At 40.7% G+C, this 20,934-nt stretch carries 27 protein-coding genes, 1 pseudogene and 1 riboswitch; of the genes and pseudogenes, 20 read left to right on the top strand and 8 right to left on the bottom strand.

Features of this window, described 5'->3' with window-relative positions; translation table 11 throughout:
* Nucleotides 1–110: 110 nt before the first annotated feature.
* The 9 genes from DRED_RS03135 (at nucleotide 111) to DRED_RS03170 (ending at nucleotide 8,620) form a co-directional block, all read left to right on the top strand.
* On the top strand, nucleotides 111–302 hold the full coding sequence (locus DRED_RS03135; protein WP_041274412.1) for a hypothetical protein: 192 nt from the start codon (nucleotides 111–113) through the stop codon (nucleotides 300–302).
* A gap of 1 nt (nucleotide 303) precedes the next feature.
* Nucleotides 304–438, top strand: coding sequence for a hypothetical protein (locus DRED_RS19485; protein ID WP_274376905.1), 135 nt, complete (start codon nucleotides 304–306; stop codon nucleotides 436–438).
* 42 nt (nucleotides 439–480) lie between these two features.
* Nucleotides 481–672, top strand: coding sequence for a hypothetical protein (locus DRED_RS03140; RefSeq protein WP_041274413.1), 192 nt, complete (start codon nucleotides 481–483; stop codon nucleotides 670–672).
* A 572-nt stretch (nucleotides 673–1,244) separates the two neighbouring features.
* Nucleotides 1,245–2,516 carry a Wadjet anti-phage system protein JetA family protein gene (locus tag DRED_RS03145; RefSeq protein WP_011876960.1) on the top strand — a complete coding sequence of 424 codons (1,272 nt, stop codon included), beginning with the start codon at nucleotides 1,245–1,247 and terminating at the stop codon, nucleotides 2,514–2,516.
* Entirely contained in the window at nucleotides 2,516–3,148 is a 633-nt protein-coding gene (locus DRED_RS03150) for a DUF4194 domain-containing protein (protein WP_011876961.1), read from the top strand. The genes DRED_RS03145 and DRED_RS03150 overlap by 1 nt, the downstream gene beginning before the upstream one ends.
* Entirely contained in the window at nucleotides 3,114–6,446 is a 3,333-nt protein-coding gene (locus tag DRED_RS03155) for an ATP-binding protein (RefSeq protein WP_083755125.1), read from the top strand. Before DRED_RS03150 ends, DRED_RS03155 begins: the two co-directional genes overlap by 35 nt.
* 1 nt (nucleotide 6,447) lies before the next feature.
* The gene (locus DRED_RS17750; RefSeq protein WP_011876963.1) at nucleotides 6,448–7,686 is read left to right on the top strand and encodes a DUF2220 domain-containing protein; all 1,239 of its coding nucleotides are present in this window, start codon (nucleotides 6,448–6,450) and stop codon (nucleotides 7,684–7,686) included.
* Nucleotides 7,687–8,146: 460 nt separating this feature from the next.
* Nucleotides 8,147–8,341, top strand: coding sequence for an aspartyl-phosphate phosphatase Spo0E family protein (locus tag DRED_RS03165; RefSeq protein ID WP_238442574.1), 195 nt, complete (start codon nucleotides 8,147–8,149; stop codon nucleotides 8,339–8,341).
* A gap of 69 nt (nucleotides 8,342–8,410) precedes the next feature.
* Nucleotides 8,411–8,620, top strand: coding sequence for a hypothetical protein (locus DRED_RS03170; RefSeq protein WP_041274415.1), 210 nt, complete (start codon nucleotides 8,411–8,413; stop codon nucleotides 8,618–8,620).
* A 159-nt stretch (nucleotides 8,621–8,779) separates the two neighbouring features.
* On the opposite strand, the gene DRED_RS03175 is transcribed toward DRED_RS03170, so the two are convergent.
* Complete coding sequence (locus DRED_RS03175; RefSeq protein WP_041274416.1) at nucleotides 8,780–8,965, bottom strand: helix-turn-helix domain-containing protein; 186 nt, start codon at nucleotides 8,963–8,965, stop codon at nucleotides 8,780–8,782.
* Between the two features lie 4 nt (nucleotides 8,966–8,969).
* Nucleotides 8,970–9,131, bottom strand: a complete 162-nt coding sequence (locus DRED_RS19180; protein WP_238442575.1) for a DUF3795 domain-containing protein — start codon at nucleotides 9,129–9,131, stop codon at nucleotides 8,970–8,972.
* A 379-nt stretch (nucleotides 9,132–9,510) separates the two neighbouring features.
* Here DRED_RS19180 and DRED_RS19815 point away from each other — a divergent pair.
* Nucleotides 9,511–9,747, top strand: a pseudogene (locus DRED_RS19815) (DUF5412 family protein); the annotation flags it as partial.
* 69 nt (nucleotides 9,748–9,816) lie between these two features.
* Here DRED_RS19815 and DRED_RS03185 read toward each other — a convergent pair.
* Entirely contained in the window at nucleotides 9,817–10,326 is a 510-nt protein-coding gene (locus DRED_RS03185; protein ID WP_011876964.1) for a GNAT family N-acetyltransferase, read from the bottom strand.
* Nucleotides 10,327–10,516: 190 nt separating this feature from the next.
* Here DRED_RS03185 and DRED_RS03190 point away from each other — a divergent pair, with 190 nt between their 5' ends.
* Complete coding sequence (locus DRED_RS03190; protein ID WP_011876965.1) at nucleotides 10,517–10,756, top strand: thioredoxin family protein; 240 nt, start codon at nucleotides 10,517–10,519, stop codon at nucleotides 10,754–10,756.
* 74 nt (nucleotides 10,757–10,830) lie between these two features.
* Complete coding sequence (locus DRED_RS03195; RefSeq protein ID WP_011876966.1) at nucleotides 10,831–11,250, top strand: metallophosphoesterase family protein; 420 nt, start codon at nucleotides 10,831–10,833, stop codon at nucleotides 11,248–11,250.
* Nucleotides 11,251–11,400: 150 nt separating this feature from the next.
* Here the strand turns inward: DRED_RS03195 and DRED_RS03200 are convergent, their stop codons facing one another.
* A complete protein-coding gene (locus DRED_RS03200; protein WP_011876967.1) occupies nucleotides 11,401–11,946 on the bottom strand; it encodes an NADH peroxidase in 546 nt (181 codons plus the stop codon).
* 282 nt (nucleotides 11,947–12,228) lie between these two features.
* Between DRED_RS03200 and DRED_RS03205 the strand changes: the two genes are divergently transcribed.
* The 5 genes from DRED_RS03205 to thiM all read left to right on the top strand — a co-directional run bounded on the left by DRED_RS03205 (nucleotide 12,229) and on the right by thiM (nucleotide 16,070).
* Entirely contained in the window at nucleotides 12,229–12,999 is a 771-nt protein-coding gene (locus DRED_RS03205) for an NRDE family protein (RefSeq protein ID WP_041274417.1), read from the top strand.
* A gap of 352 nt (nucleotides 13,000–13,351) precedes the next feature.
* Complete coding sequence (locus DRED_RS03210; protein ID WP_011876969.1) at nucleotides 13,352–13,546, top strand: helix-turn-helix transcriptional regulator; 195 nt, start codon at nucleotides 13,352–13,354, stop codon at nucleotides 13,544–13,546.
* A gap of 2 nt (nucleotides 13,547–13,548) precedes the next feature.
* A complete protein-coding gene (locus DRED_RS03215) occupies nucleotides 13,549–13,968 on the top strand; it encodes a DUF6773 family protein (RefSeq protein ID WP_041274418.1) in 420 nt (139 codons plus the stop codon).
* A 476-nt stretch (nucleotides 13,969–14,444) separates the two neighbouring features.
* Nucleotides 14,445–14,557: riboswitch (TPP riboswitch) on the top strand.
* Nucleotides 14,558–14,631: 74 nt separating this feature from the next.
* Nucleotides 14,632–15,252 carry a thiamine phosphate synthase gene (gene thiE, locus DRED_RS03225; RefSeq protein WP_011876972.1) on the top strand — a complete coding sequence of 207 codons (621 nt, stop codon included), beginning with the start codon at nucleotides 14,632–14,634 and terminating at the stop codon, nucleotides 15,250–15,252.
* Between the two features lie 17 nt (nucleotides 15,253–15,269).
* On the top strand, nucleotides 15,270–16,070 hold the full coding sequence (gene thiM, locus DRED_RS03230; RefSeq protein WP_011876973.1) for a hydroxyethylthiazole kinase: 801 nt from the start codon (nucleotides 15,270–15,272) through the stop codon (nucleotides 16,068–16,070).
* Nucleotides 16,071–16,140: 70 nt separating this feature from the next.
* On the opposite strand, the gene DRED_RS18145 is transcribed toward thiM, so the two are convergent.
* Nucleotides 16,141–16,293, bottom strand: coding sequence for a DUF2935 domain-containing protein (locus DRED_RS18145; RefSeq protein WP_420794776.1), 153 nt, complete (start codon nucleotides 16,291–16,293; stop codon nucleotides 16,141–16,143).
* Between DRED_RS18145 and DRED_RS19190 the strand changes: the two genes are divergently transcribed.
* Entirely contained in the window at nucleotides 16,232–16,426 is a 195-nt protein-coding gene (locus tag DRED_RS19190) for a hypothetical protein (RefSeq protein ID WP_041274419.1), read from the top strand. The genes DRED_RS18145 and DRED_RS19190 overlap by 62 nt on opposite strands.
* Entirely contained in the window at nucleotides 16,413–17,159 is a 747-nt protein-coding gene (locus DRED_RS03240) for a YcdB/YcdC domain-containing protein (protein ID WP_041274420.1), read from the top strand. The genes DRED_RS19190 and DRED_RS03240 overlap by 14 nt, the downstream gene beginning before the upstream one ends.
* A 147-nt stretch (nucleotides 17,160–17,306) precedes the next feature.
* Here DRED_RS03240 and DRED_RS03245 read toward each other — a convergent pair whose 3' ends face one another.
* Nucleotides 17,307–18,146, bottom strand: coding sequence for an amidohydrolase family protein (locus DRED_RS03245; RefSeq protein WP_011876975.1), 840 nt, complete (start codon nucleotides 18,144–18,146; stop codon nucleotides 17,307–17,309).
* A gap of 278 nt (nucleotides 18,147–18,424) precedes the next feature.
* Here DRED_RS03245 and DRED_RS03250 point away from each other — a divergent pair, with 278 nt between their 5' ends.
* Nucleotides 18,425–18,853 (top strand): acyl-CoA thioesterase, encoded by a 429-nt coding sequence (locus DRED_RS03250; protein ID WP_011876976.1) that lies wholly within the window; start codon nucleotides 18,425–18,427, stop codon nucleotides 18,851–18,853.
* 213 nt (nucleotides 18,854–19,066) lie between these two features.
* On the opposite strand, the gene DRED_RS03255 is transcribed toward DRED_RS03250, so the two are convergent.
* On the bottom strand, nucleotides 19,067–19,546 hold the full coding sequence (locus DRED_RS03255; protein WP_011876977.1) for a MarR family winged helix-turn-helix transcriptional regulator: 480 nt from the start codon (nucleotides 19,544–19,546) through the stop codon (nucleotides 19,067–19,069).
* Nucleotides 19,521–20,924 (bottom strand): MFS transporter, encoded by a 1,404-nt coding sequence (locus DRED_RS03260; RefSeq protein WP_011876978.1) that lies wholly within the window; start codon nucleotides 20,922–20,924, stop codon nucleotides 19,521–19,523. Before DRED_RS03260 ends, DRED_RS03255 begins: the two co-directional genes overlap by 26 nt.
* Nucleotides 20,925–20,934: the final 10 nt, after the last annotated feature.

Consider the following 20,934-nt stretch of genomic DNA (forward strand, 5'->3'; position numbering starts at 1 on the left):
AAAAAAAGTAGCCCCTAGACCAATCTCCCCGCCATTATTATCGAGCCACAGTACCAAATTAAAGCACCTGCTGCAAACCTCCGGTTTTGGCGGGCTGGAGGCCGGAAATAATGTCTGGAGTGGGTTACAACGGATTTTTTTCCAGAAGTATGCTTATGAGGGCGGGGGTGGTTTATACCGGCCTTACCGAACCAGTTCCCTTGGGTGCAGTAAAAGCCAGGGTTCAATTTACCAAAGCCGTCAGCGACCTAGTTTTGATCAAAATCCACAAGTGGTATTGGGAATACAATGGTGGTTTTTAATTTGAATGATGCCTATGAGGGGACTTCCATAGCCAGAGTACCTTTCCAGGGTGGTGTGCTCTTCCAGGACGTTCCTGTTAATCTGGACACAGGTTATTGTTACCTGCTTAATTTTGGCATCCGGGGCAAATTGTAATACGCTGGCAGAGGTACACTGGCTGATGCCAGCGGTATAGATATGGGGCTTGGACTGAGCATTGTTATTCCCAGAGGTGCCTTACAGGGTTTTAACTGGTTAGTTTATTCTGGCATTACCGAGCCAGTTCCCGCAGGTGCTGTAAGGGCCAGAATTCAATTTACAAAGGCCGGAAGCAATTCTGAAGTTGCCTTAACTGATATCGACAAAGTGGTATTCGGACGTTTGGTTTAATGGTGAAAAGAAGGTGCCGGTTGTTGAATTTGGATTCAAACAGCCGGCACGTGACAGTGACCAAAGGGCTAAAGCCTCCGGCACCGTGGGGCTGACAGGCACAGACTAGTTGCAAATTTCTTTTTTCGATGCTTCTGTTAAACTTTTGAGATTGGGATAAAACTTAATAAAGCTGTTTCTTTCTAGTTGAATAAAACGTCGCACCGATGATTCGCTACCAGTAAGTCATACTTTTCGCACTAGGTTAGGGGGGCAGTGTTTTATTGGCATTGCCTTTCCATTTGCCAAGGGAGAGAATCAAGAAATAACAAATTAAAAGTATTGTCTATTTTAAATATAAACTGGGTAATTTAACCAATAGGATATAACTTATGTAAATATGCAGGTTTTTTCTGATTTTGTCCGAAATAGTAAGAAAAACAATTCATGGAGAAAAGAATGAAACTTTTTGACATATACCCGGAGAATTTTTTCTCGGTGTTGACTTCTCCCAATAAAAAAATTTATATTGAGGCATTGTTTGTGATCAAACAGACTTACCAGCACTCCGCCATAATTCCTAAGGAGATTTGGTGGCTGGACTAATAGCCAACCTGGAAAATCAAATGATGGACCTGCAGGAAGAAGAGGGGGTACTGGCCTTTGAAGACAACCTTTCGGGCAGGGCCCATTTTTTGATTAGAAAGTTCCTGGAAACGGGTTGGCTGGAAAGGGAGCAGGACAGCCAAAGTTTTACCGAACAATTTGTGGTGCCTATGTACGCCAGTAAGCTTCTTAATCTTTTCTATGATTTGGTCAGCGGAAAAACCACGGAATACAACGGTTTTGTTTATTCTACCTATTCTATCCTGAAGACAGCGGATGCAGAGCGGGATGATTATATGTTTGACGGACTGCGCCAGGCCCATCAGCTTACGGAGAATCTGGACAATGCTTTGCGGGAGTTGTTGGCCAACTTAAGGTTTTACCATCAGAGGCTGCAGGAACAGGTAGAGGTAAAAGAAATTTTGGCGGAACACTTTGATGTTTTTCGGCAGAAAATCTCCGATAAAATTTATCATCCTCTGAAGACCTTCGACAGTGTGCCACGCTTTAAAAATCGGATTCTTAGAATCCTTAAGAATTGGCTTACTGAGCCTGAGTTGATAGAAGATATGGCTGTTGTGGGTCATAAAAGGGGCTTTGGCCTGGACCCAGAGGCTTGCCGTCAAAGGGTAATCGTTATGATCGGGGAAATAATTGATACCTATGAGGGCATAGATCAGTTGTTAAAGTCCATAGATAAGAAAAACACGGCGTACACCAGGGCCTCTGTGGAGCGGATGCAGTACTACATAAACACGGAACGGGATATTAAAGGCAAACTGGTGGAGATTATGAAACGACTGCCTAAGATGAACGACAGAAAGAGAGAGGAAGAAATCGGACTTTTGAGTAGGGACTTGCCCCTTTTCCAGCAAGTTTATGTTGATGAAGAGTCGTTGTTCACTGAGCCCCGCAAGCGCAAGGAACACTGCCCGCGAACCACCAATCTGGCCAGTTTAATTAACAAAGAAGAGCTAGATTCAGAAATGCAGGAATTTAAAAAGCGTCTGGAAAAGGTCTATTCCCATCATAAGGTGCTGGAATATATCACGGAACAACTGGCCCGGCAGGGTGTCTTAAGGGCCAAAGATTTGCGGTTGGAGACCGATGATGACTTTATCAAACTGATTCTGGCTTGTATTAAAAATGATGAAGCCGATATCCCCTTTACCATTGATTTTAAAGATGATTACCTCTTAGTAAACGGTTATCGGATACCGGAGCTGTTAATTGCTAAGAAGAAGGAGAAGATATCCTGATGTGGGCAGAAGCATGGGAAAAGCTAACGGACAGGGATAAAGAGGAGTTTGTGCGGGTAATTAACCTTTTGTTAAGCAAGACCTTTATCCTGAGGGATGAGTATGAACCTAAGACAAAAAGCTTGGTCATCAACAAAGACTTTCGGTTTGTGGAGAGACACCATTCTCTAATCCAAGAGTATTTAGGAATTGCCGGCTGGTATGTGCAAAATGATGCCTACAGGGGAGTTATTGCCGCTTATAACCGATTTGGCACCAATCGTTATCGTTTAGACAAGCCCAGTACTTATTTTTTATATACATTAAGGCTTATCTATGAAGAGAGTAGGGAAAAGATAGCCCTGGCCAAGCAATGCACGACCACTGTGGGGGAAATGGTGGAAAAAATGTTTTACTTGGGCCTGGTGGAAAAAAAGCCGCCGGACACTCATCTTAGGGAAGGTTTAAACACCCTAAAACGCTTTAACATTATAGAAAAGGTGGAAGGTGATTGGGCCAAAGCCGATACTAGGATCGTAGTGTATCCCTCAATTGAGCTAATTGTTTCAAACGAAAAGATCAGCAACCTATATGACCAGTTGACGGAAGAGGGTGAAGATGATGAAACTACTGACCAGGATATTATTAATTAATTGGCACTATATAAAGTACCAGTGCATTGATTTTTCGGATATTAACTTTTTAACTGGGAAGAACGGTTCAGGAAAGTCGACTATTATCGATGCCTTACAATTAGTGTTGCTGGGTGATACCAGTGGTTTTTACTTTAACAAAGCGGCCAATGACAAGTCCCAGCGCTCGCTAAAGGGATATTTGCGGGGAGAAGTTGCCGAAGATGAAGAAACCAATACGGTTTATTTGAGAAATGATGATTTTTCCAGCTACCTGGTCTTAGAGTTTCATGATAAAAAGAGTAACCAGTATTTTTGCCTGGGAGTTGTTTTTGATTGTTATGACGATGGCAGCCATGACCACCAGTTCTTTTATTTGAATGATAAATTACCGGCTAATCACTTTATTGAGAAAGGCACAGAATTAAATCGAAAGGGGCTCAAAGCCTTCTTTTTCAATAACTATTCTAGAGGCAAGTACCAATTTTTTGAAACCAATAGTAAGTATCAGGAAGTGGCCCTGGGGAAACTGGGCCAGATTAATAAAAAGTTTTTCCGCCTGTTAAAAAAAGCCGTACCTTTTTCGCCAATTATGGACATCAAAGGGTTTATCAGTGAGTTCGTTTGTGATGTGGAAAACAAAATCGACATAACAGACATGCAGGAAAACATTCGCTATTATAAACAATTGGAACATGACCTGGAGATAGTCAAGCGGAAAATTGGCATTTTAAAGGAAATAGAAAGTCAACACAAATTCTATTGCGAAGAACTTCAGCGACTGGAAACCCAAAAATATTTAATTGACCGAGGAATACAGGAACAACTGCAAAACAGAGTTGCTAAAATTGCGCAAGATATTCATCGATTACGGGAAAAAATTGCTGCCAATGAAGGAAGCCTGCGGGAGAAAGAAGAGGAACTCACTTCCCTGCAGGAAGAGAGGGATCACCTTTTTGCGGAAAAAATTAATTCCGATGTGTACAGAAAAAGGGAAGAGTTGGGACGCCAAATTGAAGACCTGCAAAGGGAAAGCAAGGCTATTGAACATAGTAAAGGTATTTTGCTGGGGCTAATCAAAGGCGTCTTATATACCTGGCGGGAAGTTTATCAGTGGTGTCGGGAAAATTTAGCGGAGATGCCCCTGCTGGAAGAACCACTGGACTATTTGGCCAATATCTCTGAGGGCAAGCTGGAATTAATAACCCGGGAAAAATTATGGTTTGTTAAACAAGCACTGCAGGAATATGTAAACAAAATCAATGATGCCTATTCTACGCATAGGACCGAGTTAGATGGTTTAATGCAGTATTTAGGCAGGTTGGAAGAGGAAATCAAAAACCTTCGGCAGGGTATAAAGGCCTTTCCCCCGGCCATACTGGAACTGAAAAATTTGATTGCCGAAAAACTAAGTGCCAAGCACCAAAGAGACATTAAGCCACAGATTTTTGCCGATTTGCTGGAGATTAAAAGTGATCAATGGCGCAATGCCATTGAAGGGTATTTGAATACCCAGAAGTTTTATTTAATTGTTGAACCCAAGTATTTTATTGAAGCCTTAAAGATATATGATGAATTTAAATTTACTCACAAAATATATGATGTGGGTATTGTGGATATCGAGAAAATCATAGCCAGGCACCCCAGACCGCAGCCCAACAGCCTTGCGGAAGAGGTTGAAAGCACAAACCCCTATGCCAGGTCTTACGCCGACTTCCTGCTGGGTCATGTTATAAAATGCGAAAAAGTGGAGCAACTGCGGGATTTCCGGACTTCCATTACCCCCAGTTGTATGCTTTATCACAATTATGTGGCGCGTCAAATTAACCCTCAAAGGTACGAAACCCCGTATATCGGGCAAAGGGCTGTTATCAATCAGCTTAGGCTTAAGGAAGCAAAATATACTGAAGTATCAGAGCAAAGGGATGCTTTGGGACCAAAGGTGGCTAAACTGGCCCAGCTTAGGAACAGCAGTGTTATTAATGATGAAAATATAAGTAGTATTTTGCAAAATAAACAAGCCGTGGACAGGCTGCCACAGGTCACCCATGCGTTAGATAAGGCCACCCGGCAGTTGGCTGCCCTGGACTTGAGTTACCTGACCAGGGTAGAAAAATTATTAAAGGAAGCGGAGAACAATATTGGTGTCGTAAACAAACAAATAAGGGAATTAGAAAAGTCCAAGGGTAAATATTACAGTGAAAGGGACGAAAAAGAAAAAGCCCTGCCTCTGCTGGAGAAGGACATAGCAGCACAAAAAGAGGATATCAAAAGCAGGTATGAGGCCCCCTGGGTGGAAGCAGTAGGGGAACCTAGGTTCCGGCAGGAACTGAGCCAGCGAAAGGACCCTGAGAACATTGTTAATACCTTTACTACAACTGTTAAAGGGACCCAAAGCCGCATAGAAAATAAATGGAAAGCTATGCTAGAGAGCAGGATTATTTACAACCGCGATTATAACGGTGCCTTAGATGTAAATGCCCAGGGTAATGCTGCTTATGCCCAGGAATTGAGGGTCCTGGAAGATACCTCGCTGGTTCAGTATGAGGAAAAAATAAAGGATGCCCAGGAAAAAGCCCAGGAGCAGTTTAAGGAAGATTTCATCAGTAAACTGAAGAAAAACATTGAGGATGCACGGGAGCAAATTGATGATTTGAATAAAGCCCTAAAAGATATACCCTTTGGTCGGGATAAGTACAGGTTCACTGTAACCCCTAACCCTCATTATAAAAAGTACTACGAAATGATTACCGATGATATGTTGCTGGAAGGGTTGACCCTTTTTTCCGCATCTTTTCAGAGCAGATATCAGGATGTGGTGGAGGAGCTTTTCCGCCAGATTATTGATGTGGATGAAGGCCTGGTAAGCGCCGATCGGCGGGAAGAATTGAATAAGAACTTGGATAAGTTTACCGATTATCGGACTTACCTGGACTTTGATCTGGCAGTGACCGACGACAGGGGGATGGAGTCAAGATTATCCAGGGTAATAGCCAAAAAATCAGGGGGAGAGACCCAGACCCCCTTCTATATTTCTGTATTGGCATCCTTTGTTCAGTTATACCGGATTAAAAGCAGGAACCAGGATAACACTGTGCGGATTTTGGTCTTTGACGAAGCCTATAGTAAGATGGACCATCAGCGGATTAAAGAAAGTATTAACCTGATCCGGAAGCTAGGGCTGCAGGTTATTCTCTCTGCGCCCACAGAAAAAATCGGTGACATCGCCCCCTTAGTGGATAGGAACCTGTGTGTCACCAGGATAAAAAATGAGACAGTTATAAAATCCTTTGACCCCAGGGAAGTAGAGGGGGCTTAGCATGGAATTTCGGGAACATATATTAAATACCTTACTGGATAAATATGAAAAAAGCCTACATTATCAGGGCAAAGCTAAAGTTAACAGAAAGATAGCCTTATCCTTTAATGCCAAGAACTTCCCTTGGTACTGGAAAAGTGAGGCGCCCCACCTGAAGAAAGCAATTCACCAGGTTGTGGAGGATTTGGCCGGGCAAGGTATTGTAGCTTATAAATGGTTGCCCTTTGAAAAGGGAAATTTGCTAGATTCCGTCTGGCTTAACCTGGAGCAGGTCGATACAGCCTATCGTGTTATTGGACGGCAACCGAGAAAAGACAAAATAAAGGAAGTAGTTGGGGAATTAGAAAACCTTTTGCCCCAAATTACTCAGGAGTGGGTAAAGAATTTCCTTATTGATTGCTTAAAAGAAATGCAGGATAAAAAAGACTTCCCGTTGCTCTTGCCGGCGGAAAAAGAAGAAAGGGAATTATTATTGAAAAGTTTCCTGGGGCTGGAAGATAAAAGGGATACCGTTCTTTTGGAGCGGGTTTTCAGTTTAAAATACCTGGGACATAGTAAGGTTTTTCAAAGGAAAGTAAAAGGACGTTTAACACGCATTGCTGTTCAGTACCTGCTGAACAACTCAGAGCTGCTAGAGGACGAGGTCATTCAGGAACTGGGCATCGAAAAAAACTCTGAGGAAGTATTGGTCTGCGGTGCAATAACTTTACTTTATAAAGATAAAAAAATAGATTATGCCAATTCTCCCTTCGGTGGTGTAGTTGATACAAAATATTTTTCCAAAATGAAAATAGGCTCTGTGAAGGCTGCAAAGGTAATTACTATTGAAAACAAGGCCAATTTCCACTACCTGGTAAACAATGGGATGGTTGATAGCACCCTTTTAATATACCTGGGGGGGTTTCCTGGTCCCCAAAAGAGAGATTTCTTGGTCAATCTTTACCAATTAAAGCCGAATGTTTCTTTTTATCATTGGGGCGATATTGACTTGGGCGGGTTTAGAATATTTGAGACCTTAAGAAAAGTAATTCCAACAATAAAGCCTCTTTTTATGGATGAGAGTACACTATTAAAGTATAAGGGTTACTGTGATGAGCTAGAAAATAACTATGCAAGGCAGTTGGAAAAGCTGTTGGATAAAGTGGAATATAAAACCTTTTGGCCCGTAATCAAAGTCATGTTAAAAGATAAAATTCGTTTGGAACAGGAAGCTCTTTTGGTATCGGAAGTTGATATGTAAAGTAAAAAGGGGCAAAAATCCCACTAGGATTAACTGTTTTTCCGTCAGGGGCGGTAAATACCAAAACAGTCCTTTTGGGGTTGGGTGTGCTTACGTCACAAACAATATTAATTAATGGAGACGGTTTATAAACATGGTAATGGCTATGTTCGTATGTTGTTTGGCCGATTATTTGATGATAGTGGCCTCCTTCGGAATTATTTAAATATATTACGCAAACCAATGAAGTAAAGTACCAATAGCCTAGAAAATATTTAGACTCGGTTAAGCTGATGTCGGTATGGCCGTTGGCACCTGGTTCGGCATAGAGGCTGATACGGATTCTGTGGAGGAAGAGTTTATCGAGGTAGGAACGGCAGAGATTATCGATATATGTCGGAATTTTTATGAAGGATAATCATAACACATGACGAATTTCCAGGATTTGTAGGTATATATACCTATAATTTTATGGAAAGAAGTGTCTGGGTTGTCGGAAATTGAGAAGTTATTAAAAAAGATTGAGTTTTTGCGGTATGAGCTTAATTGTTTAGCTAGAAATAAACATCTTGTAGACCCAGAGGTTGTTAATACAAGTGAAAGGTTAGATAGAGCACTGGTTCTGTATTATAAACTGAGGGATATGAGGTTTGTTAGTAAAACCAGCGTAGGATAGTGTCGGAATTTATGTGAAGGTTTAGCATCCTTTCTTGCCGAAGTTTGATGGGAGAGAGGGGGGCTTCATATGAGTGATGATATTTGTATTAAAACAAAAAAACAAATTGCAAAACATATGGAAGCAATAAAGAGATTGAGAGAAGACCTAGACTCTTATGTAGGAACTGCTAAAGAGTCACAAGTTGGAAGTGATCCGGAAAATATACATGAGAGAATTCATCAACATGAAGAGAAAATTCAGAATTTGCAAGATTTATTAACGCATAATGGTTGTTGAGTCCTTCTAAGGCTCTTTTCTTAAACATATTGATTATATTGTTGCCCGTGGCTAATGTTAATCCTCTGCTGTATTACTGGTAGCAAAGGTAGCTTTGAAAGCGAGGGCACGATTAACCAGATCCAGAAGTTAATTAAACACTAAAACAGGGAGACTATATTAATCTCCCGGTTTACAAAGTTTATCCATGCTGACACTTAGTGCAACTGCTAATTTCAAGGCAGTGGAGACCCTACAATCTCCACGCCTTTCAATATCTTCCAAGGTTCTGACGGGTACGCCAGATATTTCCGATAGTTTGCGGACGCTTAATCCCTGTTCCTGCCTGATTTTCTTAAGCTGCATGTTATCACCTCTTTTTCAACGCCTCAAAGGAAGCCTTAGCATCCGGTAAAAAATTGTGAAATTTTATGAGTTTTTCACAAGGCTGTTCATTGCAAACTGCACAGTTTTCTAAACCCTTGTTACTACAGCACTGTTTGATTTTGCAAGACTGGCAAAAGTCAAGCAACCTTCCTCCTACGGTAAGACATCCGTCACAATTGATGTCTTCGGATTTCAGAACTAGCCCAAACTTTTCAGCTAAAAAGACCGCGGTTTTTCCCTGGCGGTGTCATCATCGTTTTTAGTAGCCAAAAACGAGGGGTAGTTAGAGCAGACAAGCCCGCAATAAGCGATCATTCTAGACATCAGGTTATTCTCCTTTTCTATTGGTTTTTAGGCAACTAATGAACCTAATATTACCACAAATGTTAGAAAATTGTAATTGGTTAACGCAAAACAATATGAATAACATTTATTCATTTAGCCCAATCTCTAGAAATTTATTACTGTGATAATTTTATTATAATCTCGCCTGAAGATAGAGAGGGCTTGATAACGATAGTAAAGTATCAAACAATATCTATTGGAACTATAAGGAAGATCATGCGAATATAAAATGGCTGGATAGTGATACCGTGGTAATAAATGGTCAAGTGTTGGATGTGGGTGTTGAGGATTTTCAAAAATCATTAGCTTTTTATAGAGACGGTTTAGGGTGGAATTTGTCTAAAGCAAATAATGAGAAAATTGCCTTTTTCCCATTAAACGGAATAGTGCTGGCATCACTTTATCAGCTTTCTTAGGATAAATCTGTATGTGCTCACCATTGGGTCGTTTTACAAAGGTACTACTATCCTTGAAAAAGAAGTCGTTTAGAATTTGGCTCTAATATCTAGCCAACCATAGGCGGTTACTTCACTCTTGAAGCCATCCATTTCAAGTAGTTTAGAGTCTATTTTATAGCCTCCATTGCGTTCATAAAACCTTCTATAGGGGCTTTCGGATAAGACCCAAACTAAAACTGAATATATACCTAATTGTTCAAATCTTTTCATTACCGAACGAATGAGGGAACTTCCGATTCCTTTATTTTGCTGGTCTTTATAAATATAAATTGCATAGAGTTCTCCGCTATAAACAGGATTTGACGTTCTTTCAGGACCAGCAGCAGCAAAACCAATAATATTTTGCGTTTCATTTTCAGCAACGTAAATAAATGAATTGTGAAAGGGAAATTCCCTCCAACCTTTTTCTCGTTCCTCATAGGATAGATTATTTAAATATTCATCAGAAATAATTCCACGATAAGCGGTTTTCCAGGTATCAACAGTTACTTTTGAAATAGCCGGCGCATCATTAATGTGGGCTTCTCTGATTTTCATGAATAAGATACTCCTCTTAAATTAGTATTTTTGTTATTATACATGCTTTTGATCTTTTGTTACTACTTGTGACAATTTTATATGATTAGAGAAAATTATTGCTAAGAATAAAAATATAATGTTATTATATTATAAAGTGATTATATAAATAATTGATGTAGAAATAATAAACTTAAAGGAGGAATACTCGATGGATATCAAAGTGCTTGGAACAGGTTGCCAGAAGTGCAAGGAACTTGACAAATTGGTTAGGGAAGTGGTGGCAGAAATAAACGTACCGGCCAATGTGGAGAAGGTAGAAGACATTGCGCAAATTGTACAGTACGGTGTGATGCTGACTCCTGGACTGGTGATAAATGGCAAAGTAAAAATCTCTGGCCGACTGCCAAATAAAGCAGATATTAAAAAGATGATTGAAGAAGAAAAGTAAATTACTGCAGTGCCCAGGTCCTTCAGAGGTTCTGCCGTGACTATGGCTGAAAATTATGATGATGCATTGGTAATATGCGGTTTGTCTGTGGTTGTGACTACAAAGATGAACAGGCCATGAGAATAGGAGAACACTCCCTCCTTTGGACGAAAGAACACACCTCTGAGGAAAACAAAGCATGGCTCCGGCAATTACCCCAGCGTTTGGAATTCACCGCTGGTGCACTAAGATTTTTGTTGGTACATGGCAGTCCCAGGCAGTTGAACGAATACCTTTTTGTAAACACCCCAGAAGAGGTCTTGTCCCAATTTCTAACTGAGAATCAGTGTGATGTACTGGTTTGCGGACATACCCACCTTAAAGCAAGCCAACGAGACCCTGAATACCTTCGGTGGTATAATCGACAAATAAAATTAGTACTCCATACCTGGGGAATGGGGTATTTTTCCAATCCTCCCTGGGCAACGTCTGTCCAGCCAGCAGTAAATGTATGAAGTAAAAGTTATAGGATTTGGTGATAATCCAGCGGGGTTAACCTTGCTGGTTTTTTAATTTCTGTGTATTGGAGCTGGCGGACCCCGTAGAAAAATAGCAGGCGTTTTATGCCCGCTATTTTTCTACAATTTAATATGTGATATATCCATTTATTTAAAATAACGATCCAGCAAGCCTTTAAAAACTTGGCCGTGTCTGGCTTCATCTTTGCACATTTCATGAACGGTATCATGAATAGCATCGTAATTTAATTGCTTTGCTTTGGTTGCAATATCTTTCTTGCCTTGACAGGCACCAAACTCAGCGGCAACCCTTAATTCAAGATTCTTTTTGGTATCTGCATGGACAACTTCACCCAGTAACTCTGCAAATTTAGCTGCGTGTTCTGCTTCTTCAAAGGCAATCCTTTTGTAGGCCTCAGCAATTTCGGGGAAACCTTCCCGATCTGCTTGGCGGCTCATTGCTAGATACATACCTACTTCTGTGCATTCTCCAATAAAATTTGCTTTTAAACCTTCAACAACTTCAGGATCAATACCTTGGGCAACCCCTATTTTGTGTTCATCAGCCCACTGCAGGTTGCCTTCTTGTTTCTCATTGAACTTATCTTGGGAAGCTTTACAGAGGGGGCAACTTTCCGGTGCTTCATTTCCTTCGTGAATATAGCCGCAAACAGAGCATACAAATTTTTTCATAGTAAGATTCCTTCTTTCGTTAATTAATTTATTTTTTCTGTTTTTTACTCTTTGTAAGAGTTTCTTCAAAGACCGATTTATCCAGAGCACTTGTAAAACCATTGTCTTTGAACTATGTTTATAGTAACAGGACAATCTTGCAAAATCCTTACGAAAAAGTTGACTTATTATTGAATCTAAATGTGTACCAAAATGACGAACCACCAGACGGGGTGTTTCGTTATCGCGGATAGTGAAATTTAGCAGTGTTTTGGGTATCTGATGAGAAATAAGGAGGAAGTTATGTGTCTGATATTTTTTGCTTATAATTATCATCCCCGCTATCAGCTTATTGTTGCTGCCAACAGGGATGAGTTTTACAAGCGCCCTAGCTTGCCGGCAGCTTTTTGGCGGGATAATCCCACTATCTTGGCTGGCAGGGATCTGGAGCAAGGGGGTACCTGGATGGGTCTTACCACCACAGGTTGTTTCGCCGCACTGACTAATTACCGGGACCCTGTTCATAACAACCCCCAAGCACCCTCACGCGGATATCTGGTTCATAAATACCTGAACAGCGATGTTTCCCCTGAATACTATTTGAAAAATCTACCTAATGGGGGAGCAGAGTATAACGGCTTTAATCTGTTGGTTGGCACAACCCAAGCCATCTACTACTACTCCAACCGGGAAAAGGTTATTCGTAAAATAGCTAATGGTATTTATGGTCTTAGCAATGGTTTCCTCAATGAACCCTGGCCAAAGGTAAGCAAAGGGAAGAAGGCCCTGGCAGACTGTTTGCAGGGGCAGGAAATAAAAAAGGATCAGTTGTTTAAAATAATGGCAGATCAGGAGCAGCCAGAGGATTGTGAGTTGCCACAGACCGGTGTAAGCCTGGAATGGGAACGGTTACTCTCTCGGATTTTTATCGTAAGCCCATGTTATGGCACTAGGTCCTCCACAGTTTTAATGGTGGACCGCAAGGGTCATGTTCAATTCTGGGAACGTAGTTTCACCATGGAACAGCCCGGCAGAGGTAAGGAAGTATTCCATGAATTTAACATTAAGGGGTGATTAATAGGCACCAAAAAAACCATAAAAGCTTAAGCTAACGGGTTCCATTTGAGGTTCAAAATTCAAATGACAATGAAATTGGTACGGCATTTGGCAGGGGTTTGGTATGCCAATAAGATGTAAAAATAGCATAGTATTTGGCTTAAAAAACGTCAAAATGACAGCTAAATTTGGGGCTGCTATTTTGATGTTTTTTTATTCAAATAGCTAATCCAAGCGGACGAGTACATAGTGGTGGAACATGGACGTATCTAATGGACTAAAGAGTATTCTTTTAGTTTTGCAAAATGTAAAATATAATTTACATATTGCAATTTTTTATTTACAATATGTCATGTAAGGGGGGCGGGATTTGAAAAATCTTAAAATGAAATCGGCTAGGGCTATCTTGGATATGTCCCAAGAGCAATTGGCAGAAGCAGTCGGCGTTACACGACAGACAATCGGAATGATTGAAGCGGGGAAATTTAATCCATCATTGCAGTTATGTATCGCTATATGCAAAGCGTTGGGTAAAACATTAGACGAGATTTTTTGGGAGGAATAGTAATGAAAGATGAAAGAATTGAACAGGCAAAAAATAAAATAAGGAGTGAAATGGCATTAGTAGTTTTTATAGGCGTAGTAGTGTCTTTTTTAGTAAAAACTCTAGTATATAAAATGACGTTGCAAGAATGTATAACAGAATATGTAATTATGATATTTTTCCCGGCATATCAGTTTATAAGAATGCATATGATGAAGATAAGCATTTACAGTCAGCGTGGAAATAAGCAATCGGTAAAGAATCTGCTTATAATAATTGCAGTCTTAGTGGTTGCATCAGCAGTTTATGGCGGGAAAAGCGCAGTATCTGGTATATTCACATTTTTGGCATTATTTATAGCAATCTTTTTCATCACTAATAAGTATAATCAGTACGCAGGTCATAAGTTTGAAGAAGAATTTGATGATGATAATAAAGAGTAGATGGTGGAATAGTAAGCCGTACAGTAAATAGCCATGACTTGGCATTAAGTCGTGGCTATTTTTATGTTCGACCTTATTTTCTAGAGGTTTTTGTAGGATATTGCCGAACATATATGGGTACTAAGGCTTAGATAAGGAGAAAAACCCATGAGCAATCAAACACCGAGCTGCCCCAAGTGCAAGCATTTTTATATAACCTGGGATCGTAGATTTCCAAATGGCTGTAAACTGTACGGTATAAAATCAAAATATCCTCCTTCTCTGGAAGTGTTGAGAGCAACGGGTAAAACATGTTTGGTTTTTGAAAGAAAACTACCAGGTCTTTTAGATTAACAACCATACTTGTGCGTAACATTTTTTGTTTTTGTAACCAAACTATTTTAACAAAGAAGGATATAAAAGACGGGTAGAGAACATTACAAATGATATATACACAGAAGATAGGAATTGTGTTGTCTTTCCAAAACTAAAAAGTTATAAAACCTCAGGGGTGCCGGATGAGTCTGGCTGAGATTTCCTCACGTTGAAGAGGAGGACCCTTGAACCTGATCTGGGTTAAGCCAGCGGAGGGAGAGGTGCAGCAATCGTTTTTATTTAACCTCTTCCCTCATGGCGGGAGAGGTTTTTATTGTTTTTAATTTACTATGATTAAGGGGGAGTCTAATGAAGGATATTGACTATGGTCTATATTTGATAACCGATGATTTTTATTTAAATCAAAGAGGTATATTGGCTGTTATTGAGGAGTGCCTTAAAGCAGGGGTAACAATGCTGCAGTACCGAGCTAAGGAAAAGTCCTCCAGGGAAATGCTAAAAGAAGCAGAGAAACTAAAAGAACTGGCTCTTAAATATCAGGTACCATTCATTATTAATGATCGTCTGGATATTGCTCTGGCTGTGCAGGCTGACGGTGTACATCTCGGTCAGAGTGATCTGCCTTTTACGGTGGCTAAAGGGTTGATGGCTGATAGAATTATCGGAGTATCTGCAACTTCTTATGAGGAAGGTAGAGAAGCTATTCAACAGGGAGCAGATTATGTGGGTGTGGGTCCGGTGTTTCCCACTGCCACCAAGAAAGATGCAAAGCCACCCTTAGGCATAGAGGTTATTCGGCAGTTAAAAGGCGATTTTCCAAAGGCAAAGCTGGTTGCCATTGGGGGAATAAGTCTTGATAATGCGTCCGAAGTGGTAAATTCTGGCGCTGATGGGTTGGCCATTATTTCTGCAATTCTTGGGGCCAGTGAGCCCGGGGAAAGGGTTAAGCAGTTTTTAAAGATGAATTAATTTATGAGGTGATATGGATGCAAGAGGTTCAAAGGTTATGGGATATTCGGCAAGAGGTTAGGATCAAAAAACCCCTGGTATGTAACATAACAAATACAGTGGTAACCAATTTTACGGCCAATGTACTTTTAGCCGTGGGAGCATCGCCGCTGATGTCCGAAGGGTGGCAAGAAGCGGATGACTTAGCCAAAATTGTTGATGTCTTAGTTCTGAATATGGGGACATTACACCCCAGACAGGTTGAATACTTTATAAAAGCAGGTAAAAGTGCTAACCAGGAACAAAAACCAGTGGTCTTTGATCCGGTGGGCATTGGGGCCACATCCTACCGAAATGCTGTGGCTGCTGAGATCTTAGATAAAATTAAGTTAGATCTTATCAGAGGGAATCATGGGGAGATTAACTTTTTGGCGGGTATTACTGGCCAAACCAAGGGGGTTGACAGTTTAAGTAATCAAATAAGTGTTAAGCATCTCGCGGAGTTCGCAAATACAACCCGCACCTTAGTAGTGTCTACGGGTGAGGTGGACTACCTGTCTGACGGTGCCAAAACCTTTACAAATAAAACAGGTCATGCCTATTTACAGTTAGTTACTGGAACGGGTTGTGCTCTATCTTCTTTAGCGGGTGCATTTATGTCTGTGACAGAGGATAAATGTCTTGGTGTTTTGTCAGCTTTAGCCTTTTATGGGGCTGCGGCTCAAAAGGCTGCTCTCATTAGCCAGGGACCTGGCACCTTTGCAGGGAATTTCCTAGATGCCTTATATGGTTTGGAGTTTGATGAATTTAAGAAAATATTAGAAGCCCCAAAGATATAGGATTTTATAAAAAGTTAAATTTTAGTATAGAAAAAAGGGTTTGCTTGGCACAACCCTTTTTTCTAATTTTTTAGCAAGGTTTAATTTTGGCTTGAATAATTTTCAAGTCCATCAGTGCCATTTCTGCTTCACGAAGAACATGATCTGCCAAGAGTGGGGATATGATACTTAATATTTTACATGCCTCAATTAACTGCAGGGCAGTTTGTTTAAAATCGCGGATGTCTGCAGTGGCAGCAGAAAACCACTCCCCGTCAGTACTTGGTGATAGAATTGGACAGGCCTCTTTAGTACGGGAAAGTTCTCAGACGGCAGAGCTAACGGATACCCAGAAAAAGAATCTTGGTTGTCCGTAACCAGGCAGAGGGGTTAAAACTACTGTCTGAATTGGGTATAATTATGAACGGTATGAATTTTCATCATGTTCACGAAAGTGAATCCCACTTTGTTGGAGAAAAGAATGTGTCTTACTCTTGGGGGAGTGACAATGATCAAGATCAGAAATATGTAAACTTATGTACCGTAGAGGGAACTGGTGAAGTAGAAAGTGTATATGTTCAAGACGATTCTTCCCAAGGTAAGGAAGTAAAAATCTCTTTGGTAGATGCCCGGCTTAGGGCGCAGCAATTTATACAGAAGTATCTTCAGAAAGGTCAGACAGAAGTTCAAATCGTGGTATATCCGTCCTATTCAGAAATGGCTCCTGACTGGGTGGATAAAAGTAAGTTAACCAAAGAAGAAATGCCAGATGCTAGAATTAGCTTTCAATTTTACCCGTTGCATCAGGGCATACCAGTGCGGGACAGTAATTATTCAGTGGTAATCGATCAGACAAATGGTAAGGTGGTGCAGTTTAGCCTGCAAGCTATGGACCCCTCTGTGACCTTGCCCGATGCACAAAGGGTTGTGGCAGCAGAAGCGGCCAAACAGGAATATTTAAAAAATAACCCGCTGCAGTTGGCTTACATCTGGCCCGAATGGCACGAGCAAAAGGGACCCGCCCCATATTTGGTATATATGCCGTATATTTCAGTTGGCTGGTCCTATATAGATGCGTTAATCGGCAAAACAATAGTTGTGGAGGAATAAAAGATTGGCCCAGTTGCTGGTACTTCCAGAGGAATTTTAACATTTCGGAAAATAGTGGCAACTAGGCCTTTCATAATATATGGAAGAAATAAAAAGGTATAGTCAATCATAACTCAGAGATGCCAGCGGTTTGCCGCCACTGCAGGGTTAGATTGCCATAAATTTTTTTGCATTGGCGTAAAAGATTTTTTCTTCCTTTACCTCGCCAAGTCCAAGGGAACGAATGTGCTCAATGGCCTTTTCTGGAGGGTAATCCATAACGGGAAAGTCACTGCCATATACAATTCTATCTGAATAATTATTTAATGTTTCTCTTAACAGGTTACTTTTATTATTACTATTATGTCCGAATAATAAATCGTGCCGCTGGTTGCCAAATATATAGGCTGTGTCTAGGTACAAATTTTCAAATTTATCCAGCAATCTAAGATATTCGGTATGATATTCCGGTAAGCCCAAATGGGCTACCATAATCCTAACACTGGGATACTCCCTTAATAAAAATGCGACGTCCTCCGGTGTGACATAGGGTGAGCTAGCCGGCATGGAGCTGGCATGGAGCACTAACCCTTTTTCCCGCTCAGCAAGTAATTCTAACACTTCTTTAAACCTTTCGTCGGCCGCAGATACCCTTTGTACAAAACATTGTATTTTTACACCGTAAAAGTTTTCTTTGTCTAAAAATTCCTTGAGCATATCCCTTTTATTCATATCTTCCTGGTGGACACAGGCATAGGGCTTGATCTCTGGGTATTGATGCACCAAGGCTGCCAGCCATTCATTCAATTCCTTGCTGATACCAGCCTTATGGGCATAGGCCAGTACGATAAATTCCGTAACCCCTATACCATGCAAATGTTCGATATGTTTGTCTGCACTCCATTTGTAAGGCATTTCCCAACCTTCGTTTTTTTCAAACCAACCTAAGATTGCTCGAGTTAATTTTTCTGGATATAAATGTATATGACCATCGATAATTTTATACATAAATAACCCCCCTTTACTCTCAATTGTTAGAATAGTTAGACAATTAAATCCTTTATCCTTCCTTGTTTTAGATATTTTTTATAACTATTAACTTTAGAATCTATGTAAGCGGACACTGTATGATATGTATCACATTAAACATTTATTCAGCAGCAGGAAAATAAGCCATGGAACTTTAATTTTAATATAATAATTTTGAATAAAGGTTTTGCAGTCTATACTCTTATTTAAGTTGATTTTTACCATTGTGGCAACTATTTCGAGGAGTGAATGATTATATGAATGACCTGTATATTTCGAATAAAGAAATTCAACTTTCCTATGCTGATACAGACATGATGGGAGTAATCTATCATGCGAACTATTTAAAATGGTTTGAATTAGGTAGAACACAGCTTATAGAAGATATCGGATATCATTACCTGGAGATGGAAGAAGCAGGCTATTATGCACCGGTATATCAACTGGAAGTTACCTATAAGAAACCTATTCGCTATGGTGATAAGCCCATTGTAAAAACATGGGTTGCAGGGAATAATGGCTTGAAGACTGTCTATGGTTATAACATTGTAAATGGTCAAGGGGAAGTATGTGTAGAGGGAACAACAACGCACATAATTGTAAGGAAAGGTGACTTCAAGCCTGTTCAATTTAAAAAGGTTTTTCCAGAATGGTTTCAAAAATATGAACAGATTAAGAAAAAATAATGATTAGTCCCATGGGGTTTGGACCCTTCTAGATATTAAAATAGATACTTACATTTTGGATGGTTATTGGTAGTAGAAAAGACTTGGGCCTGATGAAAAAAATCTTCGTAAACTGGCCGAGGCATTGAAGATATCCAGGGATAAGATATAAAACGCTGACCTAGCCATTTCTTAGGTCAGTGTTTTATAATGCCCAACTTATAGGATTAAAGATTATTCTGAACTAAATTCATACCGGCAGTTGCTTATAATCTTTCTTAAGAGTACCCGGAGTTGGTCCCGTTCGTCGTCTGTCAATGCTTCCGTAACCTCTGAATTGACCTGGACGGCACGTTGCTCCAGGGTGTCCTTTAACCCAGCGCCCATGGCAGTTAAATAAACTAAGTTAGTGCGACGATCCCCTGGATCACTTTGCCGGGTCACTAGGCTTTCTTTTTCCAGGCGGTCAATAATGCCTCCAATGGTGGTTCTGTCTTTACCCATTAACGTGCCTAATTGCACTTGGCTAATTCCATCCTGTCGCCACAGAAAGGACAGAGCACCAAACTGGGGGGGAGTTAGGTTAAAGGGATTTAGTTTTTCTTTAAAGGATAAGGAAAAGTACTGATGGGTTTTCGATATTAGGAAGCCTAAGCTATTTTCAATATCGAAAAGATCTTTGTTGTCTTTATTTTTGATCATATCGCTGTGCATTCGTTTTCACACTCCCCCTGGCCAGGGAGGCAAAGATCCCCCCAAAACACATAATGGTAAATACTATAAATGCTATTTTAGTACCTTTTATTAGCATGTCCGCAGAGGTTTCACTTAATTTGACATTACCCACATAAATGGTTAACAGTAAAGTCACAATGGCCATGCTGATGGTTTGGCCTGTAAGTCGCATGGTGCCCAGGGTGGAAGACGCCACGCCGTAAAATCTTTTTTCCACCGATCCCATTACGGAGTTGGTATTGGGTGATGAGAAGAGGGCAAAGCCAATACCTAACAGTCCTAGGTTTAAAATCAATAACCAGATGGGTGTGGTTTTACTGAGAAAACAAAAAATAAATAACCCCAATGTGGTAATGGACATACCCCAGGAAGATACAAGTCTGGGGTCAACCCGATCGGAAAGAGTTCCGGCAAAGGGTGATAAGATCGCCATAATCACAGGTTGTGAAAGTAGTATTAGCCCGGCCGTTTGAGAATTATAACCTAGTACCACCTGCAAGTACATCGACAGTAAAAAGCCCAGGGCAAAGGTAGCACTATAGTTTATAAGGGCTGCCAAGTTTGAAAAGGCAAAGGTTAAATTTTTACTGAATAGGCTAAGATTTAACACAGGTTGTTTAACCTTCATTTCATATTTGACAAAGGCAATTAATACTACCAGACCAACCAGCAGGATATATTTGGCCCAGACTGAAGAGTCAACGGATGAAATACCATACATGAAGGATACCAGTCCTACGGAGTAGAGAATAGAGCCCATTAAATCAAATTTTTCACCCCGGGCACCGGCCCATTCACCTTCTAATTTCCACACCGTGAACAAGAAAACTGCTAGGGCGATGACAGCGGTAAAATAAAAAATGGATGGCCAACCTAAGTTGTGGTTCATAATGCCGCCCAACACCGGCCCTAGGGAAAGGCCAGTGTATACCGTAGCCACGGAAATACCCAGTACTTTACCTCGCTCCTGGGGTGGAAAGACTGAGGTCAAGATAGCCATGCTGGTCCCAAAAATCATAGCGCTGCCTATTCCCTGAAGAACCCGGAAGGCAATTAACGACTCAATGGACCAGGCAAAACCGCATAATCCGGAAAAGAGACCAAAAAGGCTAATACCCAATATAAATATCTTTTTTCTGCCCACAATGTCTGCCAGTCTACCAAAGGGAACCAGGAAAGCCGCAGAGGCTAACAGATAACTGGTGGCCACCCAGCCCAGCAAAAGGGCACTGCTACCAAATTCTTTACCAATGGAAGGGATAGCTAGGTTAATAGCACTGCCAGTGAATGGGGTTAAAAAGGATGCTCCGCAGGCCACCAACAAGGTATACTTTTTTAATGAAGCGTTTGGTTCCATCACTCTTGTC

It is taken from the genome of Desulforamulus reducens MI-1 (assembly GCF_000016165.1).
GTDB classification, from domain to species: domain Bacteria; phylum Bacillota; class Desulfotomaculia; order Desulfotomaculales; family Desulfotomaculaceae; genus Desulfotomaculum; species Desulfotomaculum reducens.